This window comes from Rhodococcus sp. SG20037, assembly GCF_031763325.1.
GTDB lineage: Bacteria > Actinomycetota > Actinomycetes > Mycobacteriales > Mycobacteriaceae > Rhodococcus_F > Rhodococcus_F qingshengii.
In genome coordinates, this window is record NZ_CP134497.1 from 5,458,842 (window position 1) to 5,479,323 (window position 20,482).

23 protein-coding genes are annotated in these 20,482 nt (G+C 62.6%); 9 read left to right on the forward strand and 14 right to left on the reverse strand.

The window, feature by feature from the left end; genetic code table 11:
- Window positions 1-69 precede the first annotated feature (69 nt).
- Genes RHP72_RS25080 through RHP72_RS25100 form a run of 5 tightly spaced genes read right to left on the reverse strand, consistent with a single transcriptional unit; the run spans window position 70 to window position 3,677 of the window.
- Window positions 70-1,644: a polyamine aminopropyltransferase gene (locus tag RHP72_RS25080; protein ID WP_311093962.1), complete on the reverse strand. Its 1,575-nt coding sequence runs from the start codon at window positions 1,642-1,644 to the stop codon at window positions 70-72.
- Window positions 1,644-2,147, reverse strand: a complete 504-nt coding sequence (locus tag RHP72_RS25085; RefSeq protein WP_042448576.1) for a DUF350 domain-containing protein — start codon at window positions 2,145-2,147, stop codon at window positions 1,644-1,646. The genes RHP72_RS25080 and RHP72_RS25085 overlap by 1 nt, the downstream gene beginning before the upstream one ends.
- On the reverse strand, window positions 2,144-2,521 hold the full coding sequence (locus tag RHP72_RS25090; RefSeq protein ID WP_042448578.1) for a DUF4247 domain-containing protein: 378 nt from the start codon (window positions 2,519-2,521) through the stop codon (window positions 2,144-2,146). Before RHP72_RS25090 ends, RHP72_RS25085 begins: the two co-directional genes overlap by 4 nt.
- A gap of 26 nt (window positions 2,522-2,547) precedes the next feature.
- Window positions 2,548-3,048 carry a DUF2617 family protein gene (locus tag RHP72_RS25095; protein ID WP_042448582.1) on the reverse strand — a complete coding sequence of 167 codons (501 nt, stop codon included), beginning with the start codon at window positions 3,046-3,048 and terminating at the stop codon, window positions 2,548-2,550.
- Window positions 3,045-3,677: a DUF4178 domain-containing protein gene (locus RHP72_RS25100; RefSeq protein ID WP_042448586.1), complete on the reverse strand. Its 633-nt coding sequence runs from the start codon at window positions 3,675-3,677 to the stop codon at window positions 3,045-3,047. Before RHP72_RS25100 ends, RHP72_RS25095 begins: the two co-directional genes overlap by 4 nt.
- A gap of 171 nt (window positions 3,678-3,848) precedes the next feature.
- Between RHP72_RS25100 and RHP72_RS25105 the strand changes: the two genes are divergently transcribed.
- Both RHP72_RS25105 and RHP72_RS25110 read left to right on the forward strand, forming a co-directional pair.
- Window positions 3,849-5,162 (forward strand): YhgE/Pip domain-containing protein, encoded by a 1,314-nt coding sequence (locus tag RHP72_RS25105; protein WP_007729572.1) that lies wholly within the window; start codon window positions 3,849-3,851, stop codon window positions 5,160-5,162.
- A 99-nt stretch (window positions 5,163-5,261) separates the two neighbouring features.
- Window positions 5,262-6,638 (forward strand): NAD-dependent succinate-semialdehyde dehydrogenase, encoded by a 1,377-nt coding sequence (locus RHP72_RS25110; RefSeq protein WP_039973099.1) that lies wholly within the window; start codon window positions 5,262-5,264, stop codon window positions 6,636-6,638.
- An 80-nt stretch (window positions 6,639-6,718) separates the two neighbouring features.
- Here the strand turns inward: RHP72_RS25110 and RHP72_RS25115 are convergent, their stop codons facing one another.
- Window positions 6,719-7,036, reverse strand: coding sequence for a hypothetical protein (locus RHP72_RS25115; protein ID WP_311093963.1), 318 nt, complete (start codon window positions 7,034-7,036; stop codon window positions 6,719-6,721).
- 49 nt (window positions 7,037-7,085) lie between these two features.
- Here RHP72_RS25115 and RHP72_RS25120 point away from each other — a divergent pair, with 49 nt between their 5' ends.
- Window positions 7,086-7,529: a hypothetical protein gene (locus RHP72_RS25120; RefSeq protein ID WP_311093964.1), complete on the forward strand. Its 444-nt coding sequence runs from the start codon at window positions 7,086-7,088 to the stop codon at window positions 7,527-7,529.
- A 4-nt stretch (window positions 7,530-7,533) separates the two neighbouring features.
- Here the strand turns inward: RHP72_RS25120 and RHP72_RS25125 are convergent, their stop codons facing one another.
- Window positions 7,534-8,367 carry an alpha/beta hydrolase gene (locus RHP72_RS25125; RefSeq protein WP_311093965.1) on the reverse strand — a complete coding sequence of 278 codons (834 nt, stop codon included), beginning with the start codon at window positions 8,365-8,367 and terminating at the stop codon, window positions 7,534-7,536.
- 74 nt (window positions 8,368-8,441) lie between these two features.
- Between RHP72_RS25125 and RHP72_RS25130 the strand changes: the two genes are divergently transcribed.
- From RHP72_RS25130 to RHP72_RS25150, 5 genes are all read left to right on the forward strand, one after another.
- Window positions 8,442-8,921: a MarR family winged helix-turn-helix transcriptional regulator gene (locus RHP72_RS25130; protein ID WP_075834447.1), complete on the forward strand. Its 480-nt coding sequence runs from the start codon at window positions 8,442-8,444 to the stop codon at window positions 8,919-8,921.
- Window positions 8,918-9,550, forward strand: coding sequence for an allophanate hydrolase subunit 1 (locus tag RHP72_RS25135; protein ID WP_007729588.1), 633 nt, complete (start codon window positions 8,918-8,920; stop codon window positions 9,548-9,550). Before RHP72_RS25130 ends, RHP72_RS25135 begins: the two co-directional genes overlap by 4 nt.
- Window positions 9,547-10,410 carry a biotin-dependent carboxyltransferase family protein gene (locus tag RHP72_RS25140; protein WP_007729591.1) on the forward strand — a complete coding sequence of 288 codons (864 nt, stop codon included), beginning with the start codon at window positions 9,547-9,549 and terminating at the stop codon, window positions 10,408-10,410. The genes RHP72_RS25135 and RHP72_RS25140 overlap by 4 nt, the downstream gene beginning before the upstream one ends.
- A gap of 46 nt (window positions 10,411-10,456) precedes the next feature.
- Window positions 10,457-12,007 carry a bifunctional 3'-5' exonuclease/DNA polymerase gene (locus tag RHP72_RS25145; RefSeq protein ID WP_311093966.1) on the forward strand — a complete coding sequence of 517 codons (1,551 nt, stop codon included), beginning with the start codon at window positions 10,457-10,459 and terminating at the stop codon, window positions 12,005-12,007.
- A gap of 102 nt (window positions 12,008-12,109) precedes the next feature.
- Entirely contained in the window at window positions 12,110-14,335 is a 2,226-nt protein-coding gene (locus RHP72_RS25150; protein WP_311093967.1) for an MMPL family transporter, read from the forward strand.
- A 4-nt stretch (window positions 14,336-14,339) separates the two neighbouring features.
- Here RHP72_RS25150 and RHP72_RS25155 read toward each other — a convergent pair whose 3' ends face one another.
- Genes RHP72_RS25155 through RHP72_RS25170 form a run of 4 tightly spaced genes read right to left on the reverse strand, consistent with a single transcriptional unit; the run spans window position 14,340 to window position 16,819 of the window.
- Entirely contained in the window at window positions 14,340-15,185 is an 846-nt protein-coding gene (locus tag RHP72_RS25155) for a DNA-3-methyladenine glycosylase (RefSeq protein ID WP_007729596.1), read from the reverse strand.
- The gene (locus RHP72_RS25160) at window positions 15,182-15,781 is read right to left on the reverse strand and encodes a methylated-DNA--[protein]-cysteine S-methyltransferase (protein ID WP_007729599.1); all 600 of its coding nucleotides are present in this window, start codon (window positions 15,779-15,781) and stop codon (window positions 15,182-15,184) included. Before RHP72_RS25160 ends, RHP72_RS25155 begins: the two co-directional genes overlap by 4 nt.
- A complete protein-coding gene (locus RHP72_RS25165; protein WP_080961251.1) occupies window positions 15,778-16,332 on the reverse strand; it encodes an RNA polymerase sigma factor in 555 nt (184 codons plus the stop codon). The genes RHP72_RS25160 and RHP72_RS25165 overlap by 4 nt, the downstream gene beginning before the upstream one ends.
- On the reverse strand, window positions 16,319-16,819 hold the full coding sequence (locus RHP72_RS25170) for a methylated-DNA--[protein]-cysteine S-methyltransferase (RefSeq protein WP_003940613.1): 501 nt from the start codon (window positions 16,817-16,819) through the stop codon (window positions 16,319-16,321). The genes RHP72_RS25165 and RHP72_RS25170 overlap by 14 nt, the downstream gene beginning before the upstream one ends.
- A gap of 144 nt (window positions 16,820-16,963) precedes the next feature.
- Here RHP72_RS25170 and RHP72_RS25175 point away from each other — a divergent pair, with 144 nt between their 5' ends.
- A complete protein-coding gene (locus tag RHP72_RS25175) occupies window positions 16,964-17,509 on the forward strand; it encodes a ribulose 1,5-bisphosphate carboxylase large subunit (RefSeq protein ID WP_311093968.1) in 546 nt (181 codons plus the stop codon).
- A gap of 4 nt (window positions 17,510-17,513) precedes the next feature.
- Here the strand turns inward: RHP72_RS25175 and RHP72_RS25180 are convergent, their stop codons facing one another.
- From RHP72_RS25180 to RHP72_RS25190, 3 genes are read right to left on the reverse strand one after another with little or no spacing between them, the layout of a single operon-like run.
- Window positions 17,514-18,251, reverse strand: a complete 738-nt coding sequence (locus tag RHP72_RS25180) for an SDR family oxidoreductase (RefSeq protein ID WP_030537223.1) — start codon at window positions 18,249-18,251, stop codon at window positions 17,514-17,516.
- On the reverse strand, window positions 18,248-19,273 hold the full coding sequence (locus tag RHP72_RS25185; protein WP_007729609.1) for a phosphotransferase family protein: 1,026 nt from the start codon (window positions 19,271-19,273) through the stop codon (window positions 18,248-18,250). The genes RHP72_RS25180 and RHP72_RS25185 overlap by 4 nt, the downstream gene beginning before the upstream one ends.
- A complete protein-coding gene (locus RHP72_RS25190; protein WP_003940162.1) occupies window positions 19,270-20,481 on the reverse strand; it encodes an acyl-CoA dehydrogenase family protein in 1,212 nt (403 codons plus the stop codon). The genes RHP72_RS25185 and RHP72_RS25190 overlap by 4 nt, the downstream gene beginning before the upstream one ends.
- Window position 20,482: the final 1 nt, after the last annotated feature.

Here is a 20,482-nt window from a genome sequence, read left to right on the forward strand (position 1 = left end):
TCGATCCGAACAGTCATCCGTACCTCCGTCGTGGCCGAGAGTCTCGATTCAAGCTACTCGGTCGGGAGTTCAGCGTTCATAGCCCTTGCGCATATCGTCGACGATGCGTGGCCGGTCGAGCGTCGAGGGTTCCAACTCCCGCCTCGGGCGATCGCGAGGAAACACCGAGGCCGACGCCAGCGTCGGCTCGTCGAGGAACCGTAGTTCCGGCACATCAGCGGGCAGACGAAGCTCGGGCGGCGTGGAACCTCTTTGCGCGAGCACATATCCCCAGTCACCGAAGCTCGGCACGAAAACGTGATAGGGCGAGACGCTCAGTCCGACAGCCGATACCGTCGACACCGTTCTCCAGTACGCATCCGGTGTCGAGTACGGGCTGCCGGACTGGACGACCATCAGCCCGCCCGGATTCATCGCGGCAGCGGCAAGTCCGTAGAACTCCATCGAATACAAGCGGCCAAGTGCGGGGGTGTCGGGATCTGGGAGGTCGACGATCACCGCATCGAAACCCGGTTCCGGACGCTCTCGCAGCCACCGAAACGCGTCGTCGGGTACGACGTCCACCCGTGGATCCTCGAGCGCTCCCTCGTTCAGATCACGAAGACGCGTGTTGGCCAACTCGATGACTGCCGGATCAAGTTCCACTTGAACGATCTGCTCGACGCTGCTCATTCGCAGCACTTCCCGTGCAGCGAGGCCGTCACCGCCGCCCAGAATCAGCACGCGCCGGGGGTCGTTCACCAGGGCCGGATACACCAGCGACTCCGTGTACCGATGCTCGTCGACACTGGAGAACTGCAGGTCTCCGTCGAGGAACAGGCGCACGTCGTTCCCCCGCTCGGTGACGACGATTTCCTGGTACACCGATCGCTCGGCGGCCACCACGGGATCGGTGTAGAGCCGCTGCCTCGACGTGGTCTCGATGTCCGAGGCCGCGATCAGCAACCATCCGATCAAACTTGCTGCCAACAGCATTGCGACGACGGCGATCGATCGTGCGCGCAGGCTGAGCTGCCACCGAAGGAGTATCAGCGCGACCACTGCCGCAGCCACGAGATTGATCATGCCGGTGAGTGCGGCACCGCGAATCATTCCCGCCCACGGCAACAGTACGAACGGCCACAGCAGACCACCGATCAATGCGCCGAGGTAGTCGGCGGCATTGAGGTTGGCCAGTACCTTTCCGGTGCTCTGTGCGTCGTTGTCGCTGCGACCGGACTGCAAGAGCGTCATCAGCAGAGGCACTTCGGCACCGACGAGGATGCCGATCAGCGCGGTCGCCGCCACCAGAACTGCTGCGCTGGAACCGAAGAACGTGAAGGTCACGTACAGCGTGACGGCACTGAATCCGCCGATCAGCCCGAGCAGTATCTCGACCGTCACGAACGAAACGGCAGCGTGTCCCAGCAGAGGTTTGGCGGCCAGCGCTCCGATACCCAGAGCGGCAACAAATCCCGCGACGATCAACGACGTCTGGGTGATGCCGCCGCCGGTCAGACTCACGCTGAGTGTCAACAGGGCCAGCTCGTAGATCAGGCCACACGCAGCGCACGCCGCAACAGCCGCAAGGAGAAGGACGCGTGCGCGCGGGCCGAGCATCGTCGAACGCTCGTCAACTGTCACATCGGGATCAGCGGCAACCATCAGGTGAGCGCTGCGGCGTTCACCAAACCGATGGACAGCAAGCTCACACCCACAGCCCACGCGGCGCCACACATCTTCGGATCCTGCACCAGCGCAACCAACTTGCCGGGAAGGAATGCGTTCATCAATCGCAGCGCGATCGCTTGCAACACGATCGCGAACAGTCCGTACACCGCGGAGTCGGCGAGTCCCTGAGCAAAGCCGTCCGAACTGGTCAGGATAGCCGTCACCACGATGATCGCCAGCGCAAGATGATTGGAGGCCAACAGAATCGCAGCGTTCGGGTTCTTGTCGACGTAAACCTGGTGGCGGAGATTTCCGGGTGTCATGAGGTCGAGGACCAGGAATCCCGTCGCCAGAACCGCTGCACCGACGACGAAGTAGGCGAGGGTGCCGAGAACGCCCCCGACGAGCAATGCCGGATCCACCGTTCCGATCTCGACGGAAGTGGATGCAAAGATGTTCGTCACGCCGTTCTCCTTCTCATTGAGCATTACCGTCATTTGGCACTACCCGAGCCGCCGCTGCCACTGCTTCCACCCGCCGGGGATCCCGGGTTGAAGCCCGGTCCCAGGTACGCGTATCCGCCGCTGCGATACGTGCCGTCGATGTCCTCTACCTTGATGGTGCTGCCACCGCCCGAAGCCGAACTGACAGTGACGATGTCGTCGTCGTAGCGCAGGTATTCGTTGCCGCCGTCAGCACTTCGCGCCGCTGGTTCGTCCGCGTCGACAATCCGTGAGACGGTCGTGCCCACTGGATCTTTCGACGAGTACAACACGACGTCGCCATCCTGGGACGTCTTGGAATAGTTGTCCGCGATGAAGTCTTTGGCTCCACCACCGCACGCCGACAACATAATTGCGGCCGCCAGCATCACCGGAGCAAACCACGTCCGCCCCCTCACGGGCGCCACCTACTGCGCGTCTTCACGATCACTCCTGTCCCCTCCCCCGGGTACAAATGCCAACTCTGCCAACTCCACCCCTGGCGGTCTCGCACGCCACACAACGCGGTCAACGCTGTGTCGTCGCCGGGAAAGGATCCGCAGATCCAACCGTCCTGGCCGGCGGACTCTCTCAACGATGCAGCTTCCGAATCGAATTCGACTCGGTCCAGGATCAGCGAGGAAGACTCGAACCGGTAGTTTTCCGTGGACTCCACTGCCGGCAAGGGTTCACCGCCGGCGGCAAGAGCATCGCACGAAACCTGCTCGGTCAGTTCCTTTCCCGACGCCCAGGCCGTCACCACGTGCGAAGCCCCGAGCACTCCGAGTGTCAGCGTCGCGTCGGAAGTTCCGATCACCAACTCGGCGAGGGTCGGTGGCGCAGGAGCTCCCAGTACCAACCCCAGTGCCGAGGCATCCACGTCGGTCGGCTCCACGTCGAGTAGATACAGGCTCATTCCGGGGGGCCCGAGTGGATGACAGTGAGTTCGCTGCGAGTGACCGCCCGTCCCGTGGAAACCTCCCACGACTGTCCGCGCGCCCACTTCTCGAATGCAATCAGGCCGGTCTTGTCTGCGGTCGCATAGTCCGCGTATTCCATCGAGCCGGAAGGGGCCGTACCCGTCGTACCCTCGGCCGTGAACTTCGCCGTTCCACTTTCGATCTTGCGGTGAACCTTGTCGTCGAGAATGACGTCGCCGTTCGGGACCAGGTTGGTTCCTTCTCGACGCATCCAGAGAGTCATCTCCAATTCGCCCTCGTCGTCCTCGACCGTCAACCAACGACGACCGGTCGAACCGTCGAGAAGGTGCTCACGCCAGATGTACCCCTCTTCGTCGAGCGTGATGGTCCCTCGAACAACATGGTCGATACCCGCGTACGTGATGATGTCGCCGACCCCGATCTTGTGGGGGTCGTACACCTCGGGATAGTCGGCGAGCGGGTCGACGCGAGCACTCGGCTTGCCCTGGCGTCCACGCAGGACCACAAACACGACGGCAGCGATCACTACGAGTATCAGGACAACTATCAGCACGTTGGTCAACGGTTTCTCCGAAATCGTCTCGGCAGGGTTGCCGCGGGCCATACCCTACCGATCCGTTCTCAGCCTTTTCGGATGAGACTGCCGGCAATCCGGCCTGTCGCCGACCGGACAGGTCTCCAGCGCCGCGGGCAGATCGAAAGACTGCCCCGGCGCACCTTTGCGTTTACGCTCAGCCCGAGGAACTCCGCGCGAACGAAAGCCGGTCGACTGACGATGAGCAAGAACACGGAGCCGTCTGCCCGCACCGTCATGCACACACCACGATTCTGGTTGACACCATTGATAGTGGTCACCCTCTTGATGTCTGCGCTGGCAGCGTTGTACATGGGCGGAATACTCGACCCCAAGAAACACCTGGACCAGTTCCCGATCGCCCTGGTCAACCAGGACGAGGGCGACACCCTCCCCGGTGGCGACCCCGCCGACCGCAAGAACTTCGGAAACGACATCGTCGCCGGCCTCGAAAGCGGAATCGACCACCAGAAGATCGACCTGCAGCAGATCGGTATCGCCGAAGCCCAATCGCGGTTGAACTCCGGCACGCTGTACGGCGCGATCGTGATTCCCAGTGATTTCACGAAGAGGACGATCATCCTGGCGGAGGCCAGCGTCGTCGCCGGTGACGTAGAGCAACCGATCATCACGATCTACACCAATCCTCGCGCCGGTTCCGTCTCGGCATCGCTGGTCCAGTCGATCGGAACCACAGCCCTCGCCTCGGTCAACAAGAACATGGGCGAGCAACTCACCGCCCTTGTCACCGCGCAGTTGGAAGCGGGAGGCACCGGAACCCAGATCTCCGGAGCGAGCCGCCTGCTGCTCGAAAACCCGGTGAACGTACTCACGGTTGCCCACGATCCGCTTCCCGACGGAACCGGATTCGGTTTGGTGGCATTCTATTTCGCGCTGCTGTTGGTCCTTGCGGGATTCACCGGAGCAACCGTGGTCAATTCCTTGGTGGACGGCATGCTCGGATACGCGCCTACCGAATTCGGTCCACTCTTCGTTCAGAACGACGTTGTGGGTATCAACAGGTTTCGAACGCTGCTCGTCAAATGGGCATTCATGATCGTGTTGTCCGGCATAGTCTCCGCGTTGTTCCAGTGGATCAGTCGCGCCCTCGGAATGCCGGTCACTCACGGGCTTGCATTGTGGGAGTACGGCGCGCTGGTCATCACAGCGGTGGGCATCACGGCGATGTCGGTGATGGCCGCGTTCGGCTCGTTGGGCATGTTGATCAACCTGTTCGTGTTCGTCATTCTCGCGCTGCCCTCGTCCGGTGGCACCATCCCCCTCGAAGCCAGCCCCAGGTTGTATGCCTGGCTGGCGCAATTCGAGCCGATGCACCAGATCTACATGGGCACGCGATCGATCCTGTTCTTCGGCGCACGCGGTGAGGCAGGCCTGCTGCATGCCGTCTGGATGACGTTGGTGGGGCTACTGATCGGCGTCGTACTCGGCATCGTGACCACCCGTTTCTACGACCGCAAGGGCTACGAGCGCACCCATCGTCCCAAGGTGGCGTGACATGGTACCCAGCCGGGATTTGATCGAAACCTGTTGAGCCGATTCAATGTGATTGCGCGTTTCGGGAATCTTCGAGCCCCTTCCGCACGTTGTACAACTATGGCTAATTACAAAACAGTCAATCCCGCGACAGGTGAAACCGTCAGGGAATTCGATACTTTGGATGACGCCGGAGTTGAAGCCGCACTTGCGAACACGCATCGCGGCTACTTGACCTGGCGCAACAGTGCGCCACAGCAGCGTGCGGCAGTCCTGAGCAAGACCGCCGAACTGTACACAGAGCGCGCAGACGAACTGGCCCGAATGATCTCCTTGGAGATGGGTAAGCCGGTCCGCGAGGCCAAGGGCGAAGTACAACTCTCGGCCGCGATCTATCAGTGGTATGCAGACCACGGTCCGGCACTGCTCGAGGAAGAACGACTCGACGTTCCCGGGGCCGAGGAGTCGGTTGTGTACCGGCGACCGATCGGCGCTCTCATCGGCGTCATGCCGTGGAACTTCCCGTACTACCAAGTCGCCCGCTTCGCGGCACCGAATCTGATGCTCGGTAACACGATCATTCTCAAGCACGCATCGAACTGTCCGCAGTCGGCGCTGCTGATGGAAGAGATTCTGCGACAAGCCGGATTGCCGGACGACGCCTACGTCAACGTCTTCGCGACCAACGAGCAGATCGCGGACATGATCGCCGATCCCCGAGTTCAAGGTGTGTCACTGACCGGCAGCGAACGCGCCGGAACCAGCGTCGCCGAAACTGCCGGACGCAATCTCAAGAAGGTCGTCCTCGAACTCGGCGGATCAGACGTGTTCATCGTCCTCGATTCCGACGACATGGATGCCACCGTCAAGTCCGCAACCAAGGCACGTCTGTCCAATGCCGGCCAGGCCTGCAACGCGGCCAAGCGTTTCATCGTCACCGAAGATTTCTACGACGACTTCACCAACAAGTTGGCGACGTCCTTCGAATCCGTCACTGCCGGTGACCCGTTGGACGAATCCACAGTCTTGGGTCCGCTCTCTTCGCAGAGCGCGGCAGACACTCTGATCGAGCAGATCGACGACGCTGTGTCCAAGGGTGCCACGCTGCTGACCGGTGGAAAGAAGATCGACGGCCCGGGCGCCTACGTTCAACCGACATTGCTCGCAGACGTGACACCGGACATGCGGGCCTACAGCGAAGAACTGTTCGGACCTGCCGGAGTCGTCTACAAGGTCAAGTCGGCCAGCGAGGCTGTGGAACTTGCCAATTCGTCGGTCTACGGCCTGAGCGGATCCGTCTGGAGTAGCGATCTCGATTCCGCCCGGTCGGTCGCTGCAGATCTCGACGTGGGAATGGCGTTCGTCAACGAGCACGGAACGACGTTGCCCGGTCTGCCCTTCGGCGGAGTCAAGCGCTCCGGAGTCGGCCGCGAGCTGGGTCCATGGGGAATGGACGAGTTCGTCAACAAGAAGCTGCTCCGCGTCTCGAAGAAGTAGTTCGACACAGAAGTAGCTCGACACAGAAGTAGCTCGGCGCAAAGGAAGGCCCTGACCTCGATGGAGGTCGGGGCCTTTCCTCATAACCCACGGACCAGCAAGCGGGTCCGCTGCCTGGTCACTCGCTTGCCGGCGTGGCACCCCCCACGAGTGAGGCTCCACCCGAACCTCGTCGCGATGACAGCTGACACCCAGCCCAACAGTGCACCCACCAGTGGAGCAGCGACGGCGGTGTAGATCGCCTCGTTGGAAACACCAACCGACACGGCGGAGTCACCGACGAAGGCGAAATCGGTTCGGGAGGCGAAGGACGCCCACTCGATCAGGCCGGAGACAACAATAATCAGGAACCCCAGCAGGAAGCCGAAGCCGGCCAGCAGAACGTGAAGTGCGCGCATCCGGTCAGTCTGCCTGTAACACCCACCCAGATAAAACCGACCTGCTGGTATGACACTTTCACGTATCGCTCGCACTTCCGTGATCGCCGCCGCCCTCTGCGCGGGCGCAGCCATCTGTTCCGCGACGTCAGCTTCCGCGGACGTAGTCGACGTCACGATCCTTCCGGGTCTCAGCAGCGGACCGACGACGCCGTACGGAGCGGGCTGCACGTATCTGGTGGTTGCCAGGACAGCAGCGTTGAACGAGCCGAACGTCTCGATTGTCGACATGAACCGGGCGTCGACCATGTTCCCGCAGGAACTGATCTGGGACACCGTCGATCCCTACTTCACCTTGCCGGTCGTACTCGGCCACGCCATCACGCTGTGGACTCCGACTGCACCGGGCGAACACTCTCTGATGGCCTACCAGACGTCCGCGGGCGGGCCGGTCACAACGGTCGATGTCAATCCGGCGACACCGATCGGTCCGGGGTGCGTCGTCGCACCCTGATCCGCTAGCCCTCCAAGAAGTCGACGAGCACCCGGTTGATTTCATCGGCGGGAACCATCGGAATGCTGTGATGCGAAGAAGCTTTCAGAACCTCGACACGCGCTGCGGGAAACCTCTCCCGCACTGACTTCGACACGGTTTCCGCATCATGCACCCGCCCGTCTTGTGCGAGGACCACCAGCAACTCGACATCCAGTGCGCTCAAGGCATCCTTCGAAGGACGTCGAGGCACTACGAGATCGGGTCGCGGTAGATCCGAAGTGCCCACTTCCACGAGAGACAGCCAGTCGGAGTCGATACTCAACTCGCCTGTCTCCCATTCCAACAGTCGGCGTCGGCGTGCTCGCGACGGGGAGAGCAACAGCGGAAGCGCACGCAGAAGGTAGCCCGCCTTCATGCCGGAGAAACTCGAATTGGGGTCGAGCAGAACAAGTTTGCCGAGACGATCCGGTCGATGCAGCGCAAAGGCCAACGCAATCATCGCGCCGTAGGAATGTCCGATCACATCGACGGTGTCGGCCCCGGTGTAATCGACTATCGAGTCCATCCACTCGATCAGATCGTCGACGGACTTCATCCGATCGCCATTCGGAACGCTGAGTCCGGCATCACCCAGCGTGTCGACGGCAAAAACACGCCGGGATTTCGACAGCGCCCCAACGTTGTCGAACCACACCGTCGAAGTGGCACCTCCCCCGGGCAGAAGGATCAACGGCCGCGAGTCTGCAGGTCCACAGACGTTCACGTGAGTGCTACCGAACCGCCCCGCGAGATCCACACCCAGCGGTTTCTGCGGCCATTTGGTCAGTACAGCGTCGTATGCGCGATTGAAGTCCATCCCCTACCCCCATTTCTCTCGATTATCGAGATAGTAGACAATCAAGAGACAACACACCAGGGCTGGAGGCATCCTTGAGCGTCGGCGATGCAGAAGACGAAGCGATGGCGATCGTCCACTCGCTTCGCGCACTTACCGTCGACTTGAACGTGGCGGTTTCCGGCTTTGCGAACAAGTACAAAATGCACTCCACCGACGTGCGCGCGTTGATCTGCCTTCTCGATGCCGAGCGCTCGGACACACCGGCGACACCAGGCTGGCTCGGCGCACAGCTGGGTATCAACTCGGCGTCAGTGACCGCGCTCGTCGACCGGATGGTCAAAGCGGGCCACGTAGCTCGGGAGCGGGACTCAGCAGACCGCAGGCGGGTGCTCTTGCAGGTCACACCAACCGCAGCCGCACTCGGCGAGAGTTACTTCGGCCCACTCATTTCACGGGCGGTGAGCACCCTCGGCAATTACACCGCCACAGAGCGAGCCACCATCGCGAGTTTCATCGCCGCGATGCGAGCGGACGTGGAGCGGACTCGAGTCGATAGGGAGCCCTCCCTGTGACTCGCATACTTCCCGCGGGAGAACGCGCATTGCTCGTGGACTTCGATTCCGAAGCTGGCGTTCTCGCGTTCACCGAAGCACTGACGCGTAACACCCCGGTCGGGGTCGAAGACTTCCTCCCCGCAGCTCGCACGGTCCTGGTCACGTGCACCCCGGCGGCAGATCTCACGTACGTCCGGAAGCGCTTGAACGATCTCGAGCAGACCGATTCTGCCGCGACCACAGACGAACATTTCGAGACGGATGCACTCACCATCGCCGTCAGGTACGACGGGCCCGACCTCGACGACGTCGCACAGTCACTTGGTATGAGCCGATCCGAGGTGGTTGCGGCCCACACCGGGGCAATGTGGCGTTGCGCCTTCATCGGATTCGCACCCGGCTTCGCCTACCTGACTTCAGGCGACACTCGGCTCGACGTTCCGCGTCGAACGCAATCACGAACCGCTGTGCCTGCCGGTTCCGTCGCCCTGGCCGCTGGATACAGCGCGGTCTACCCGCGTGCATCACCGGGTGGCTGGCAGATCATCGGGAGCACCGATGCCGTGATGTGGGATCTGAACGCCACACCACCGGCCACCGTTCATCCCGGCAGACGCGTGCGCTTCGTGAACGAGGAACAACGATGAACAGTCTGGAGATACTCGACACCGGGCCGCTGAGCCTGATCCAGGACCTCGGACGGATAGGTCATCTTCGCTCGGGTGTCGGGGTTTCCGGTGCGGCGGACAGGCGATCTCTCAGGCTTGGCAATCGGCTCGTCGGCAACAACGAGGGCGCAGCCGGTGTCGAGGTCCTCCTGGGTGGGCTGAGTCTTCGGGCGCAGCAACCGACAACGATCGCGTTCACCGGTGCGCCGGCACAGGCCTACCGCGACGGCATTCCGGTCGGGCATTCGAGCGTGATCGATCTGCGGGCTGGTCAGACCGTCCGCCTGGACTACGCACCGAGCGGACTGCGGACGTATTTGACCGTCCGAGGCGGCATTGTGGTTCCCGAGATCCTGGGATCGCGCAGCACCGACACGATGTCCGGGATCGGTCCGGCGCCTCTCGAGCCTGGTGTTTTTCTCCCGATCGGGCCATCGCCGACCACGTTCTCAGCCGTCGACCTCGCACCGGTGCCGCCGATGGCAAACGAGACTCTCGCCATTCGAGTGGTGTTCGGTCCTCGCGCAGATCGATTCACCAACCCCGAAACACTCCTCCATGGCCGATGGGCGATCTCGACCGACTCGGACCGAATCGGCGCACGCGTCGATCGCGTCGGCGCCGACGAACTACTTCGAAGAACAGACGACACCGAACTGCCCACCGAAGGCGTGGCACTCGGATCGATCCAGGTCCCACCCAGCGGCCAACCTGTCGTGTTCCTCGCCGATCACCCCATCACCGGCGGCTATCCGGTGGTGGGAGTGGTCGCGGACGCAGATATCGACCGACTCGGCCAAGCCCGCCCGGGTCAACACATCCGGTTCGTCAGGGCCTGAGCACGCCGAGCGATGGCGTGTCGGACCCAGCCGTCACACTGATGTCGTGCGAGTTGTCCTGGTCCCCGGTAGTACGACGTCCACGGGAGCTGTGACGGCAACTGTCCTACGGACCGATCCCGCTGGAACGCCGCTCGCCGATCCCGTCGAATACCCCGACCTGATCGCAGCGGTACGCACCATCGAGGAAGCCGAGCACCCGCGGTGGGTGTGGCCGAGTACGGCGACCGTGTACCCACCTCTTCTGCGGGCAGGCGTACGGGTTCAACGGTGCCACGACATCTCCCTGACCCGCGCGATACTCGGAATGCGCGCCGGCAAACCGTCACCGCCCGCCGACGAGTTCGACGACGATCGACTCGGACTCTTCGACACTGCACCCGTTCTCGATCCCCTCGCCGTCGTCACCGAATTCGCCGAGCAGCGCGCAACCATCGGCGCGGACGCTCGACTGGACTTGTTGATCGCAGCAGAATCGGCCGGCGCTCTCAGCGCCGCCGAGATGACGCACACGGGCCTTCCGTTCTCGACGCAGAAGCATCGCGAACTCCTCGAAGAACGGCTGGGGCCGCGGCCGACGGGATACGACCTCCCCGCTCGTATGCAGGAACTTGCCGCACAGATCAGTGAGGTCTTCGGGCGCACCGTCAATCCTTCGTCTTCGGTGGAGATCACCGAGGCGTTCGGTCGTCAGGGCATCGAACTTCCGTCGACGCGCAAGTGGTTTCTGCAGGAGATCGATCATCCGGCTGTGCCGCTACTCCTTCGTCATCGCGAACTCGCCAAGCTGTACAGCACCAACGGGTGGCAGTGGATGGACAGTTGGGTGCGGGGAGATCGATTCCGTCCGATCTACGTTCCTGGTGGTGTCGTGTCCGGCAGGTGGGCGAGTCGAGGCGGCGGGGCCCTCCAGATTCCGAAGACAATGCGCTCGAGCGTCGTCGCCGATCCGGGCCACGTGTTCGTCGTCGCCGACGCCGGTCAGCTCGAGCCCCGAATTCTGGCCGCCATGTCCGGCGACCGCCGCATGATGGCCGCCGCCGGCGACGACGATCTGTACGCACTTGTCGGTGCAGAAGCCTTCGGCGGGGATCGCGCAAAAGCCAAGGTCGCAATCCTCGGAGTCCTGTACGGGGCGACGGCGGGTGAAGCCAAAGCACTGCTCATCTTGTTGCGGAAGCGATTCCCGGTCGCCGTCGAGTACGTCGAGCAAGCTGCCAAGGCAGGTGAGCGCGGCGAGGTGGTGAAGTCACTGCTCGGCCGGGCCTGTCCCCCACCGTCTCCCGACTTCTACTCCCACGGCGACGCTCACGCCCGCGGTCGTTTCACGCGAAACTTCGTCGTTCAGGCCACTGCGTCCGAGTGGGCGTTGTGCCTGCTCGCCGACCTCAGGCGCCGCCTCGCCGAAGATCCGGACGGCGAGTTGGTCTTCTTCCAGCACGACGAAGTGGTCGTGCATACCCGAAACCCCGAGTCAGGTGCCGCCCACGTGCTGGCCGCCGCGGCTTCGGCAACTCGATTGTTGTTCGGCGACACAGTCGTTCGTTTTCCTATGGACGTCGCAGCCCGCGAGACTTACGGCAAAGGCACTTCGTAGCGTCGTCAATTCCACTCCAAGTGGTTCCACCACGCCCGTATTGCGTGTTCTACTGGAAAACGTTGCTTTGTTGGTGCTGGTCGACTGTGTTCGAGGAGAACCATGACCAAGCTGGATACAACTGATGCAGAACGGAACGAGCGCGGAACGGTCAAACGCCTTCGCGTGCCGATCTTCACCGTGATCGCGCTTGCAATCTTTGCCTTCGTCGCAGGCGGATTCGGCGGTTCTTTCCAGGGCAAACTCGCCGAGGTTCAGAAGAACGACAACGCCTCGTACCTGCCGAGTTCCGCAGAATCGACGATCGTCAGCAATCAATCCGCGAACTTCCTCGCAGTCGAGACGATCCCTGGTTTTGTTCTGTTCCATCGAGATTCGGCCCTCACCGAGGCGGACAAATCTGCAATCAACTCGGCGTACGGCGCCATTGCCGGCATCTCCGGGGTAGACGCCGACGGAATGCAACCCACTCAGTACTCCGCCGACGGCACAACTGCGTCGATCTTCGTGCCACTCGTCGCCAAGGACGGAGACACATCCGTGGCAGGCGATGTCCTGGCGACCACCGAGCAGAACGTCATCGACGCAGCAAAACAAGCAGCTGGTGATGTCGAGGTACTCCCAGCCGGGCCAGGTGGGCTACTCGTTGCGTTCATCGACGCCTTTGCCGGTCTGGACGGAGCGCTCCTTGGCGCGGCACTCCTGGTCGTGATCCTCATCCTGCTTGTCGTGTACCGATCGCCGGTGTTGTGGTTCTTCCCGCTGTTCTCCGCGCTCCTCGCCATCGGCTTGTCGTCGATGGTGATCTATTTCCTCGCGAAAGCCGAATTACTCACTCTGACCGGACAATCTCAAGGCATCCTTTTCGTGTTGGTGATCGGTGCCGGTACCGACTACGCCCTACTCTTGATCTCTCGCTATCGCGAAGAACTGCACACGTATCCCAACCGCTTCGACGCGATGATCAAGGCCTGGCGCGAGTCTGCGCCGGCCATCACCGCTTCGGCTGTCACCGTGATTCTCGGTCTGCTTTGCCTGACGTTCTCTCAACTCAACTCCAACAAGAGCCTCGGACCCGTCGCCGCCATCGGGATCGCCTGCACCTATCTGGTGATGATGACGTTCATGCCGGTCGCTCTGGCCGCCACCGGACGGTGGGTCTTCTGGCCGCGCAAGCCCAAGGTCGATCACGCCGCAGACCTTACGACGCACGGGATGTGGGGCAAGATCGCCGAGGCCGTCGGCAGCAAGGACCGCCCACTGTGGATCGGCGCCACAGTCTTGTTGATCATCCTGTTCGCGGCCGGGATCGGCAGTCTCGAAACCGATGGCCTGACATCCACCGAAAGCTTCACCAATCGTCCCGACGCTGTTGTCGGACAAGAACTCTACGACTCGAAGTTCGATCCCGGAGCCGGCGCACCGGCCGTGATCACCGCAAACGCCGACCGGGCCGACGCCGTCATCAAAGCAGCCAGCGGCGTCGAAGGTATCTCGCAGGATCCCGGCGCCGTCTGCACCCAGGTGGACGTCGCAAAGGTCAGCGAGCTGATCAAGACCAACCCCGCTGCCGTCGCACAAGCCGCCGCTGCGGGTTGCGCCCCTGCGGCTTTCACCGTTGCACCGATCGACGGCCGAACCATGATCAATGCAACCCTCGCCGACTCTTACGATTCGCCGCAGGCACTCGAAACTGTCAAGCGACTGCGGACTGCCGTCCACGACGTGCCCGGCGCCGACGCGCTCGTCGGCGGCAGCACGGCCACCACCCTCGATGTCCAGGCCGCCTCGGTCCGCGACAGAAACCTGATCATCCCGATCGTGCTGGTGGTGATCTTCCTGGTCTTGGCCGCTTTGCTCCGCGCTCTGCTGATCCCGGTGATTCTCATTGTCACCGTGGTACTTTCCTTCGCGGCGACCCTCGGTGTGAGCGGATTCTTCTTCACACACGTATTCGGGTTCGCCGGGGCGGATCAATCGTTCCCGCTGTTCGCCTTCGTCTTCCTCGTCGCGCTGGGTATCGACTACAACATCTTCCTGATGACCAGAGTCCGGGAGGAGACCGGAGAATTCGGCACCCGCGCAGGTGTACTGCGCGGTCTTGCGGTGACGGGCGGTGTGATCACGTCAGCCGGAATCGTCTTGGCCGCAACATTTGCCGTACTGGGCATCCTGCCACTGGTCTTCCTCGCCGAGATCGGATTTGCCGTGGCCTTCGGCGTGCTGCTCGATACGATCATCGTGCGCAGCGTCCTGGTGCCGGCACTCTCTCACGACATCGGGAAACGTATTTGGTGGCCGTCCGAACTGGCGCGCGCGAAAGACTGACCGACTACAGAAACGCTTCCTTGGTCCACAGATGAAAGAGCGCGTAGGCTCGCCAGGGTCGCCAGCGCTCGGACAACGCTGCGGCTTCTTTGGCCGTCGAGACCCCCAGCGCACGTTTCAACACCAGATCATCGGGTACGAATGCGTCGCGATCACCGAGAATCCGGACGGTGAGATAGTCAGCGGTCCACGGTCCGATTCCCTTTAGCGCCAACAGCTCTCGCCGAAATTGGACAGGATCCGCATTCCAGGAGAGGTCGAGGCCGTTCGCTGCCGCAGTTGCCAGCGTGTGCACTGTTCTTGCGCGCGCTGTGGTCAATCCGACGGCTTTCTGTATGCCCTCGGTTGATTGCGCTGCAACCATGTCCGGATCAGGGAAGGCAAGAAAATCCCCTTGCACCGGCGCTCCGAATGCGCTGACAAAACGACCACCGAACGTCCTCGCCGCGCCGAGCGAAACCTGTTGTCCCAGAACGGTGAGCACTGCGGTCTCGAACCCGTCCACCGAACCGAGCACACGCAATCCTGGACGGGCGGCAACAAGTGGGGCCAACAACTCATCACTACCGAACGCCGCTTCGACAGCAGTGTGATCGGCGTCGAGGTCGAGCCAACGGCGCACGATCACCTCCAGAACTGCGGAATCCGTTACCGGCACATCGGAATCCACGACGACACCGTCGTCGGTCCACGACACCGACACGACAACGGGTCCGGAAGGCAACGGTACGACTCTGGTGTGAACACCGTCGTCGTGACGCTCGAGGCCTGCGACGCAGTGAGCCCGCAGGGCACCGGTGAGCGGTTCGACTGCATAGGGCGCCTGAAAGCGCAGCGTCACTGCGCTCACCGGCCGGCTTCCAGATCCAGCAGAATCGCTTTCAGTTCGGGGCCACCCGCGTACTGCCCGAGGCTGCCGTCGCTGCGCACCACCCGGTGACACGGGACCACCAACGGCAGCGGGTTCTTTGCACATGCGGTCCCTACGGCACGCACCGCACGTGGGCTTCCCGACGCTGCCGCGACCACCGAATAGCTTGCAGTGTGGCCGTATTCGATCTCGGGAAGATGACGCAACACTTCGCGTCGAAACCCTTTCGCGAGTTGGAAATCCAAGCGCAGATCGAATTCTCGACGCGCACCGGCAAAGTACTCGTCCAACTCGCGAGCGACAGTGTCCAGCCTGCGCGGGTAATGAAGCACACGAGGGCTGACGGTGTCCGCCAATCGTTCCAGAACGAGGTCGTGCCCTTCGACGGCAAAGGCAACCCGCACCAGGCCGACATCAGTTGCCGCCAGCAGCAGCTTTCCGACCGGCGAATCGACGGTTCGATATGCCACGTCGATCAATTCGGCTTCGGACGCCTGAGCAGCCAGGCGCGCCCGTAGGCGGATCATGGCGTCGGCGTCAACGGCTGGAAGTGCCTCGAACACATCGTTACTCATGAGTGACTCCCTTCCGCAGCGGTAGCGGACAAGTAGGTTCTTCGTAGGGTGGCGATACCGTCCGCACCCGCGCGTCTGGCGGCTGCCGGCGTGTTGCCGAGGATGTCCGCGATCTCTGCGTACGGCAGCCCACCCAGAAAGTGATAGGCGACCGCCGCACGTTGTTTGAGTGGTAGTTGTTCGAGTGCGTCCCAGAGTTCGTGATCCCACGTGCCCGGCACGCCGATTCGCGTCGGCAACTCCGGAACGTCGTCTGTCGGCACGGCCACGCGGGCACGCACTCGGGTGATGTCGATCGCCTTGCGGTGCGCGATGGTGACCAGCCAGGCTTCGATGTTCGCGTCCGGGTTCAGATCCGGGTATGCCCGCATCGCCGCGATGAACGTCTCGGACCACGCGTCCTCGGCGTCGACGGGCCCGACCACCGCGCGGCAGACACGGAGGACCACTGCACCGTATTCGGTCACGACGTCTTCGAACGGTTTGAGTGTCACGACCGGTAGACGTTCCCGATCACCGAATTGTGAGCCGAGCGCATCAGAAGAGGACATCCGATTCGCCGCCGTGCTCGCGGTCGAGCAGGAACCGCTTACGTTCGAGGCCGCCGGCGAAACCGGTCAGACTTCCGTCGCTACCGACCACGCGATGACAGGGAACGATGATGCTGATCGGATTCTTGCCGTTTGCCGCGGCGGCAGCACGGATCGCAAGCGGGTTACCCAAAGTTTGCGCGAGCTCCATGTAGGTCCAGGTTTCGCCGTACGGGATCGTTCGCAAGGTGTCCCACACCCGCTTCTGGAACTCGGTACCCACGGGCGCCAGCGGCACGGAGAACTCCGTGCGATCACCCTCGAAGTACTCGGTGAGCTGCGATTCGACTTCACCGAAGACCGCCGAGGAACGATCACCGAACGTGGACTCGTCCGGCTTGTGGCGATGCTCCGCCATGTACAGACCGCAGAGGTCGTCACCTGCTGCTACCAGCGTCAACGCTCCGATCGGCGAGTCGATCACAGTGTGCGTACGGATAGCCGTCATGTCTCGATCCTTCCAGGTTGCGCGGTGCGGCAGGCAGCGGGTGAAGTGATTGTCCGCGCAGGCACCGACACCTCGAAGACGCCGCGGGCCTCGTGAATGTGAGATTTACCTGTACTTTGACGTCACATCAGGCAGTATCGAGGGATGGCTCTAGTTTTGCCCGGCAGCTCCACCGTCGTCCGCTCCGTCGGCGACGTGGTGCACTGGTCCCTGTCCACGGTCGCTTTTGCGGTCACCCTGCCCACTCGACTCGAGGCGCTCCTCTTCTCGGTCGAGAGGTTGGTGGCGCGCATCAACCAGATCGCCGAAAACGCCGACCGCGTCGTCATCGGAGCTGCCGCCGTGACCGTTCGCGCTGAGACACTGGTCGAGGCCGTCGAGCAGACGTCGGACATCGCGGGACAACTCCTCGAGATCTACGAGCCCATCGCCCTACAGCTCGCGCCGCTGGCCGCCAGGTTCGCCGACGACCTTTCCGAGGCAGAGGTCAGCGCCGCGATCAAGCTGATCGACCAACTACCGGAGCTCACCGACCGGGTGGCCGCGGTGTTGCCCATCCTCGGAACCTTGGACTCCGTCTCGCCCGAGATCCACGAACTCCTCGGAGTGGTCAAGGACCTGCGGCAGGCGATCGTCGGGGTGCCTGGCTTTCACTTCTTTCGCAAGCGGGGCGAAGCCAAGCTGGATTGAAATTTCAGGCGGAGTAGCCGTTGGTCCCGGCCCGCGCCATGACGACCTTCGGAACGACCGCTCGAGACGAGAGCTTGAGCAGACCGTCCACCAACTCCACGATGTCGTCGACCTTGATCATGGTGTCCGGTGTGATCCGATCGTGTGTCCATGCCGACATGTCGGTGTCGACGTAACCGGGAGCGATGGCCGTCGCACTGACGCCGTTTCCGGATTCCTCGGCGTTGAGTGCCTCGACCATCGAAATCAGCGCAGCTTTGGTGGCTCCGTAGACGGCCAGGCCGCTCTCGGCATACACACCGGCCATCGAGGCGAGAGCGATCACCTTCGCTCCGCCGGCAAGGTCCGCGTCCGCCGCTGTACGCAGGAGCGGCAGCGACGCTTGCAATAGTGCAAACGGTGTTCGGAGATTGACGGCAACGGTCTTGTCGAAACGTCGCATCGGGTAATCCGCTACTCGCCCACTGGTTCCCACTCCGGCGTTGAGGACGAGAGCCCTCATGGAGCCGAATCGCTCATTGTGTGTGGCGACGAGTGCTGCGGCGAAGTTCTCGTCCGCCATGTCGCCGGCCGAGACGACGACGTCCGGCGATCCGGCGCGCGTAAGTTCTTCGGCGACAACGGCGAGCCGCTCGGTATCACGCGCCGTGATGGTCAGCCCGTACCCTTGCGAAGCCAAGCGTGTTGCGATGCCGAGCCCGATTCCCTTGGAGGCGCCGGTGACCAGTGCTGATCGAGTCATTCGAATTTCCCTTGCAGTGCGTTGAGTCCGGCCGAGATCAGTTCCGGCACAGAAGATCCAGCCTTGTCGAATCCCCCGCCGACGGTGGCTCCTGCTCGGAATCGGTGATCGATGCCCTGCGCCACGACGGCGAGTTTGAAGAACCCGAGCGCCATGTAGAAGTTCCAATGCGCCAGTTCACGACCCGAAACGGACGAATACCGTTGCGCCAGATCGACAACGGACGGTAGCGACGGGCTCGTCCACGCAGCAGGCTCACCCAGAACCAGATCCAGCGCGGGATGCCGATAGACGCACATCATCGCGATGTCCGCCAGCGGATCGCCCAGCGTCGACAGTTCCCAGTCCACCACTGCGGCAACCTTGGTGACGTCGTTCGCCGCGAGAATCGTGTTGTCGATCCGGTAGTCGCCGTGAACGATCGACGAGGCTGATTCCGCCGGAATCAATTCCGCGAGGCTCGACGCCAACCTGTCCACGTCGGCCGAGTCCTCGGTCTTGACGCGTGACCATTGACCGGCCCACAACTTCACCTGGCGGGCTACGTAACCGTCGGGTCTGCCGAGTTCGCCGAGACCCACTGCGGTGTAGTCGACGTCGTGCAGTGCAGCGAGAACACGCACCAACTCGTCGGTGCACTGCGTGACCTGCGCTGCCGGAACAGCTTCCAACTCGGTTTTGGTTCGGATCACTTGACCGGTAACGAACTCGACCACCGTGAACGACGCACCCATCACCGAGGCGTCCTCGCACAGCACGACGGTCGGCGCGACCGGCACGGCGGTGTTCTGCAACGCCGAGGTGATTCGGAACTCGCGCGCAACATCGTGCGCCGACGGCGTGAGGCCGGCCGTGGGTGGACGACGGAGAATCCACTTCGAGTTGTCGTCGAAGATTCCGTAGGTGAGATTGGATTTGCCGCCTGAAATCAGTTCGGCTCGCAACTCTCCGCTCACCTCGACGCCAGCGGCTTGCAGATACTTGTGGAGCGCCGCGAGATCGAGTCCTGGAAAGTCCGTCACTTCGACTCCTCCCGAGCAGCGCGCTTCGCAGCTCCGACAACACGTTTCGCAATTGCCCAGCGATGAACCTCGGACGGGCCGTCGTAGACGCGGAAGGGACGCACTTCGCGGGACAAGCGTGCCAGCGGCAGATCGCCGGAAACGCCCATTCCGCCACACATCTGAATGGAGCGGTCCACGATCCGGAAGATCGCCTCGGCAGCGTAGGTCTTGGCGATGGACGTCGCGTTGCTCGCGTGCCCGCCCTGATCGAGTTCGAAGCAGGCCTGCACCAGAAGTGCGCGGCTGGCTGCGATGTCGATCTCGTTGTCGGCGACCATCTTCTGGATCATTCCGAGATCACCGAGTTTCGAGCCGAAGCCTTCTCGTTCGGCAACTCTGGCCACGGCGACGTCGTGGCCGCGGCGCGCTGCACCGAGCCAGCGCATCACGTGCGTCATGCGGGCGGGACCGAGGCGAACCTGCGCGTAGGCGAAACCTTGATCGACCTCACCGAGAACGGCCTCGTCGGGTACGAAGAGATCCTCGAACGTGACCTCGCAGTGCCCACCGATCATGGCCTTGTCGAGGGTGTCGATGTGTCGACCCACTACCAGGCCGGGAGTGTCCGTCGGCGCCAAGAACATGGTCGCTCCGCCGCGCTGCCCGGGCTCGCCGGACGTGCGCGCCATGATGATGAAGAATCCGGCGCCGTCGGCGCCGGTGATGAACCATTTCTTACCGTTGATCTTCCAGCCACCGGGGACTTTTTCGGCGCGGGTGTTCAAAGCCGAGGGATCGGATCCCGCTCCGGGCGCGGGTTCGGTCATGGCGAATGCCGACCGCATGTCCCCGCTTGCGAGCGGCGCGAGGAACTGCTGCTTCTGTGCTTCGTTCGCCACGTGGGCCAGCATGTGAACGTTGCCCTCGTCCGGCGCCGCGATGTTGAGCGCCGTCGGCCCGAAGAGCGAGTAGCCGGCTTCCTCGAAGACCGGCGCGCGATCACTCATGTTGAGTCCGTGTCCGCCGTACTCGATCGGCGCATGCGGGGCGAAGACACCGGCTTCTTTTGCTGCCGACTGCATCTCGATGCGGATGGCATCGCCACCCGCTACAGCGATGTCACCGGCGTGTTCGTCTTCGATGGGGAGCACTACGTTGCGCGTGAAGTCGCGCGTCTTCTCGATCAGCGCCACCACCTCGGGCGCGTACGTCAGATCGATTGCCACC

Coding starts and splice junctions, on each gene's coding strand:
- RHP72_RS25120 (WP_311093964.1), top strand. CDS start 7,086: ATGACACTTTCACGTATCGCTCGCACTTCCGTGATCGCCGCCGCCCTC.
- RHP72_RS25160 (WP_007729599.1), bottom strand. CDS start 15,781: ATGAGTAACGATGTGTTCGAGGCACTTCCAGCCGTTGACGCCGACGCC.
- RHP72_RS25150 (WP_311093967.1), top strand. CDS start 12,110: ATGACCAAGCTGGATACAACTGATGCAGAACGGAACGAGCGCGGAACG.
- RHP72_RS25110 (WP_039973099.1), top strand. CDS start 5,262: ATGGCTAATTACAAAACAGTCAATCCCGCGACAGGTGAAACCGTCAGG.
- RHP72_RS25115 (WP_311093963.1), bottom strand. CDS start 7,036: ATGCGCGCACTTCACGTTCTGCTGGCCGGCTTCGGCTTCCTGCTGGGG.
- RHP72_RS25085 (WP_042448576.1), bottom strand. CDS start 2,147: ATGACGGTAATGCTCAATGAGAAGGAGAACGGCGTGACGAACATCTTT.
- RHP72_RS25175 (WP_311093968.1), top strand. CDS start 16,964: ATGGCTCTAGTTTTGCCCGGCAGCTCCACCGTCGTCCGCTCCGTCGGC.
- RHP72_RS25165 (WP_080961251.1), bottom strand. CDS start 16,332: ATGTCCTCTTCTGATGCGCTCGGCTCACAATTCGGTGATCGGGAACGT.
- RHP72_RS25140 (WP_007729591.1), top strand. CDS start 9,547: ATGAACAGTCTGGAGATACTCGACACCGGGCCGCTGAGCCTGATCCAG.
- RHP72_RS25095 (WP_042448582.1), bottom strand. CDS start 3,048: ATGAGCCTGTATCTACTCGACGTGGAGCCGACCGACGTGGATGCCTCG.
- RHP72_RS25100 (WP_042448586.1), bottom strand. CDS start 3,677: ATGGCCCGCGGCAACCCTGCCGAGACGATTTCGGAGAAACCGTTGACC.
- RHP72_RS25105 (WP_007729572.1), top strand. CDS start 3,849: ATGAGCAAGAACACGGAGCCGTCTGCCCGCACCGTCATGCACACACCA.
- RHP72_RS25090 (WP_042448578.1), bottom strand. CDS start 2,521: ATGCTGGCGGCCGCAATTATGTTGTCGGCGTGCGGTGGTGGAGCCAAA.
- RHP72_RS25125 (WP_311093965.1), bottom strand. CDS start 8,367: ATGGACTTCAATCGCGCATACGACGCTGTACTGACCAAATGGCCGCAG.
- RHP72_RS25170 (WP_003940613.1), bottom strand. CDS start 16,819: ATGACGGCTATCCGTACGCACACTGTGATCGACTCGCCGATCGGAGCG.
- RHP72_RS25080 (WP_311093962.1), bottom strand. CDS start 1,644: ATGGTTGCCGCTGATCCCGATGTGACAGTTGACGAGCGTTCGACGATG.
- RHP72_RS25180 (WP_030537223.1), bottom strand. CDS start 18,251: ATGACTCGATCAGCACTGGTCACCGGCGCCTCCAAGGGAATCGGGCTC.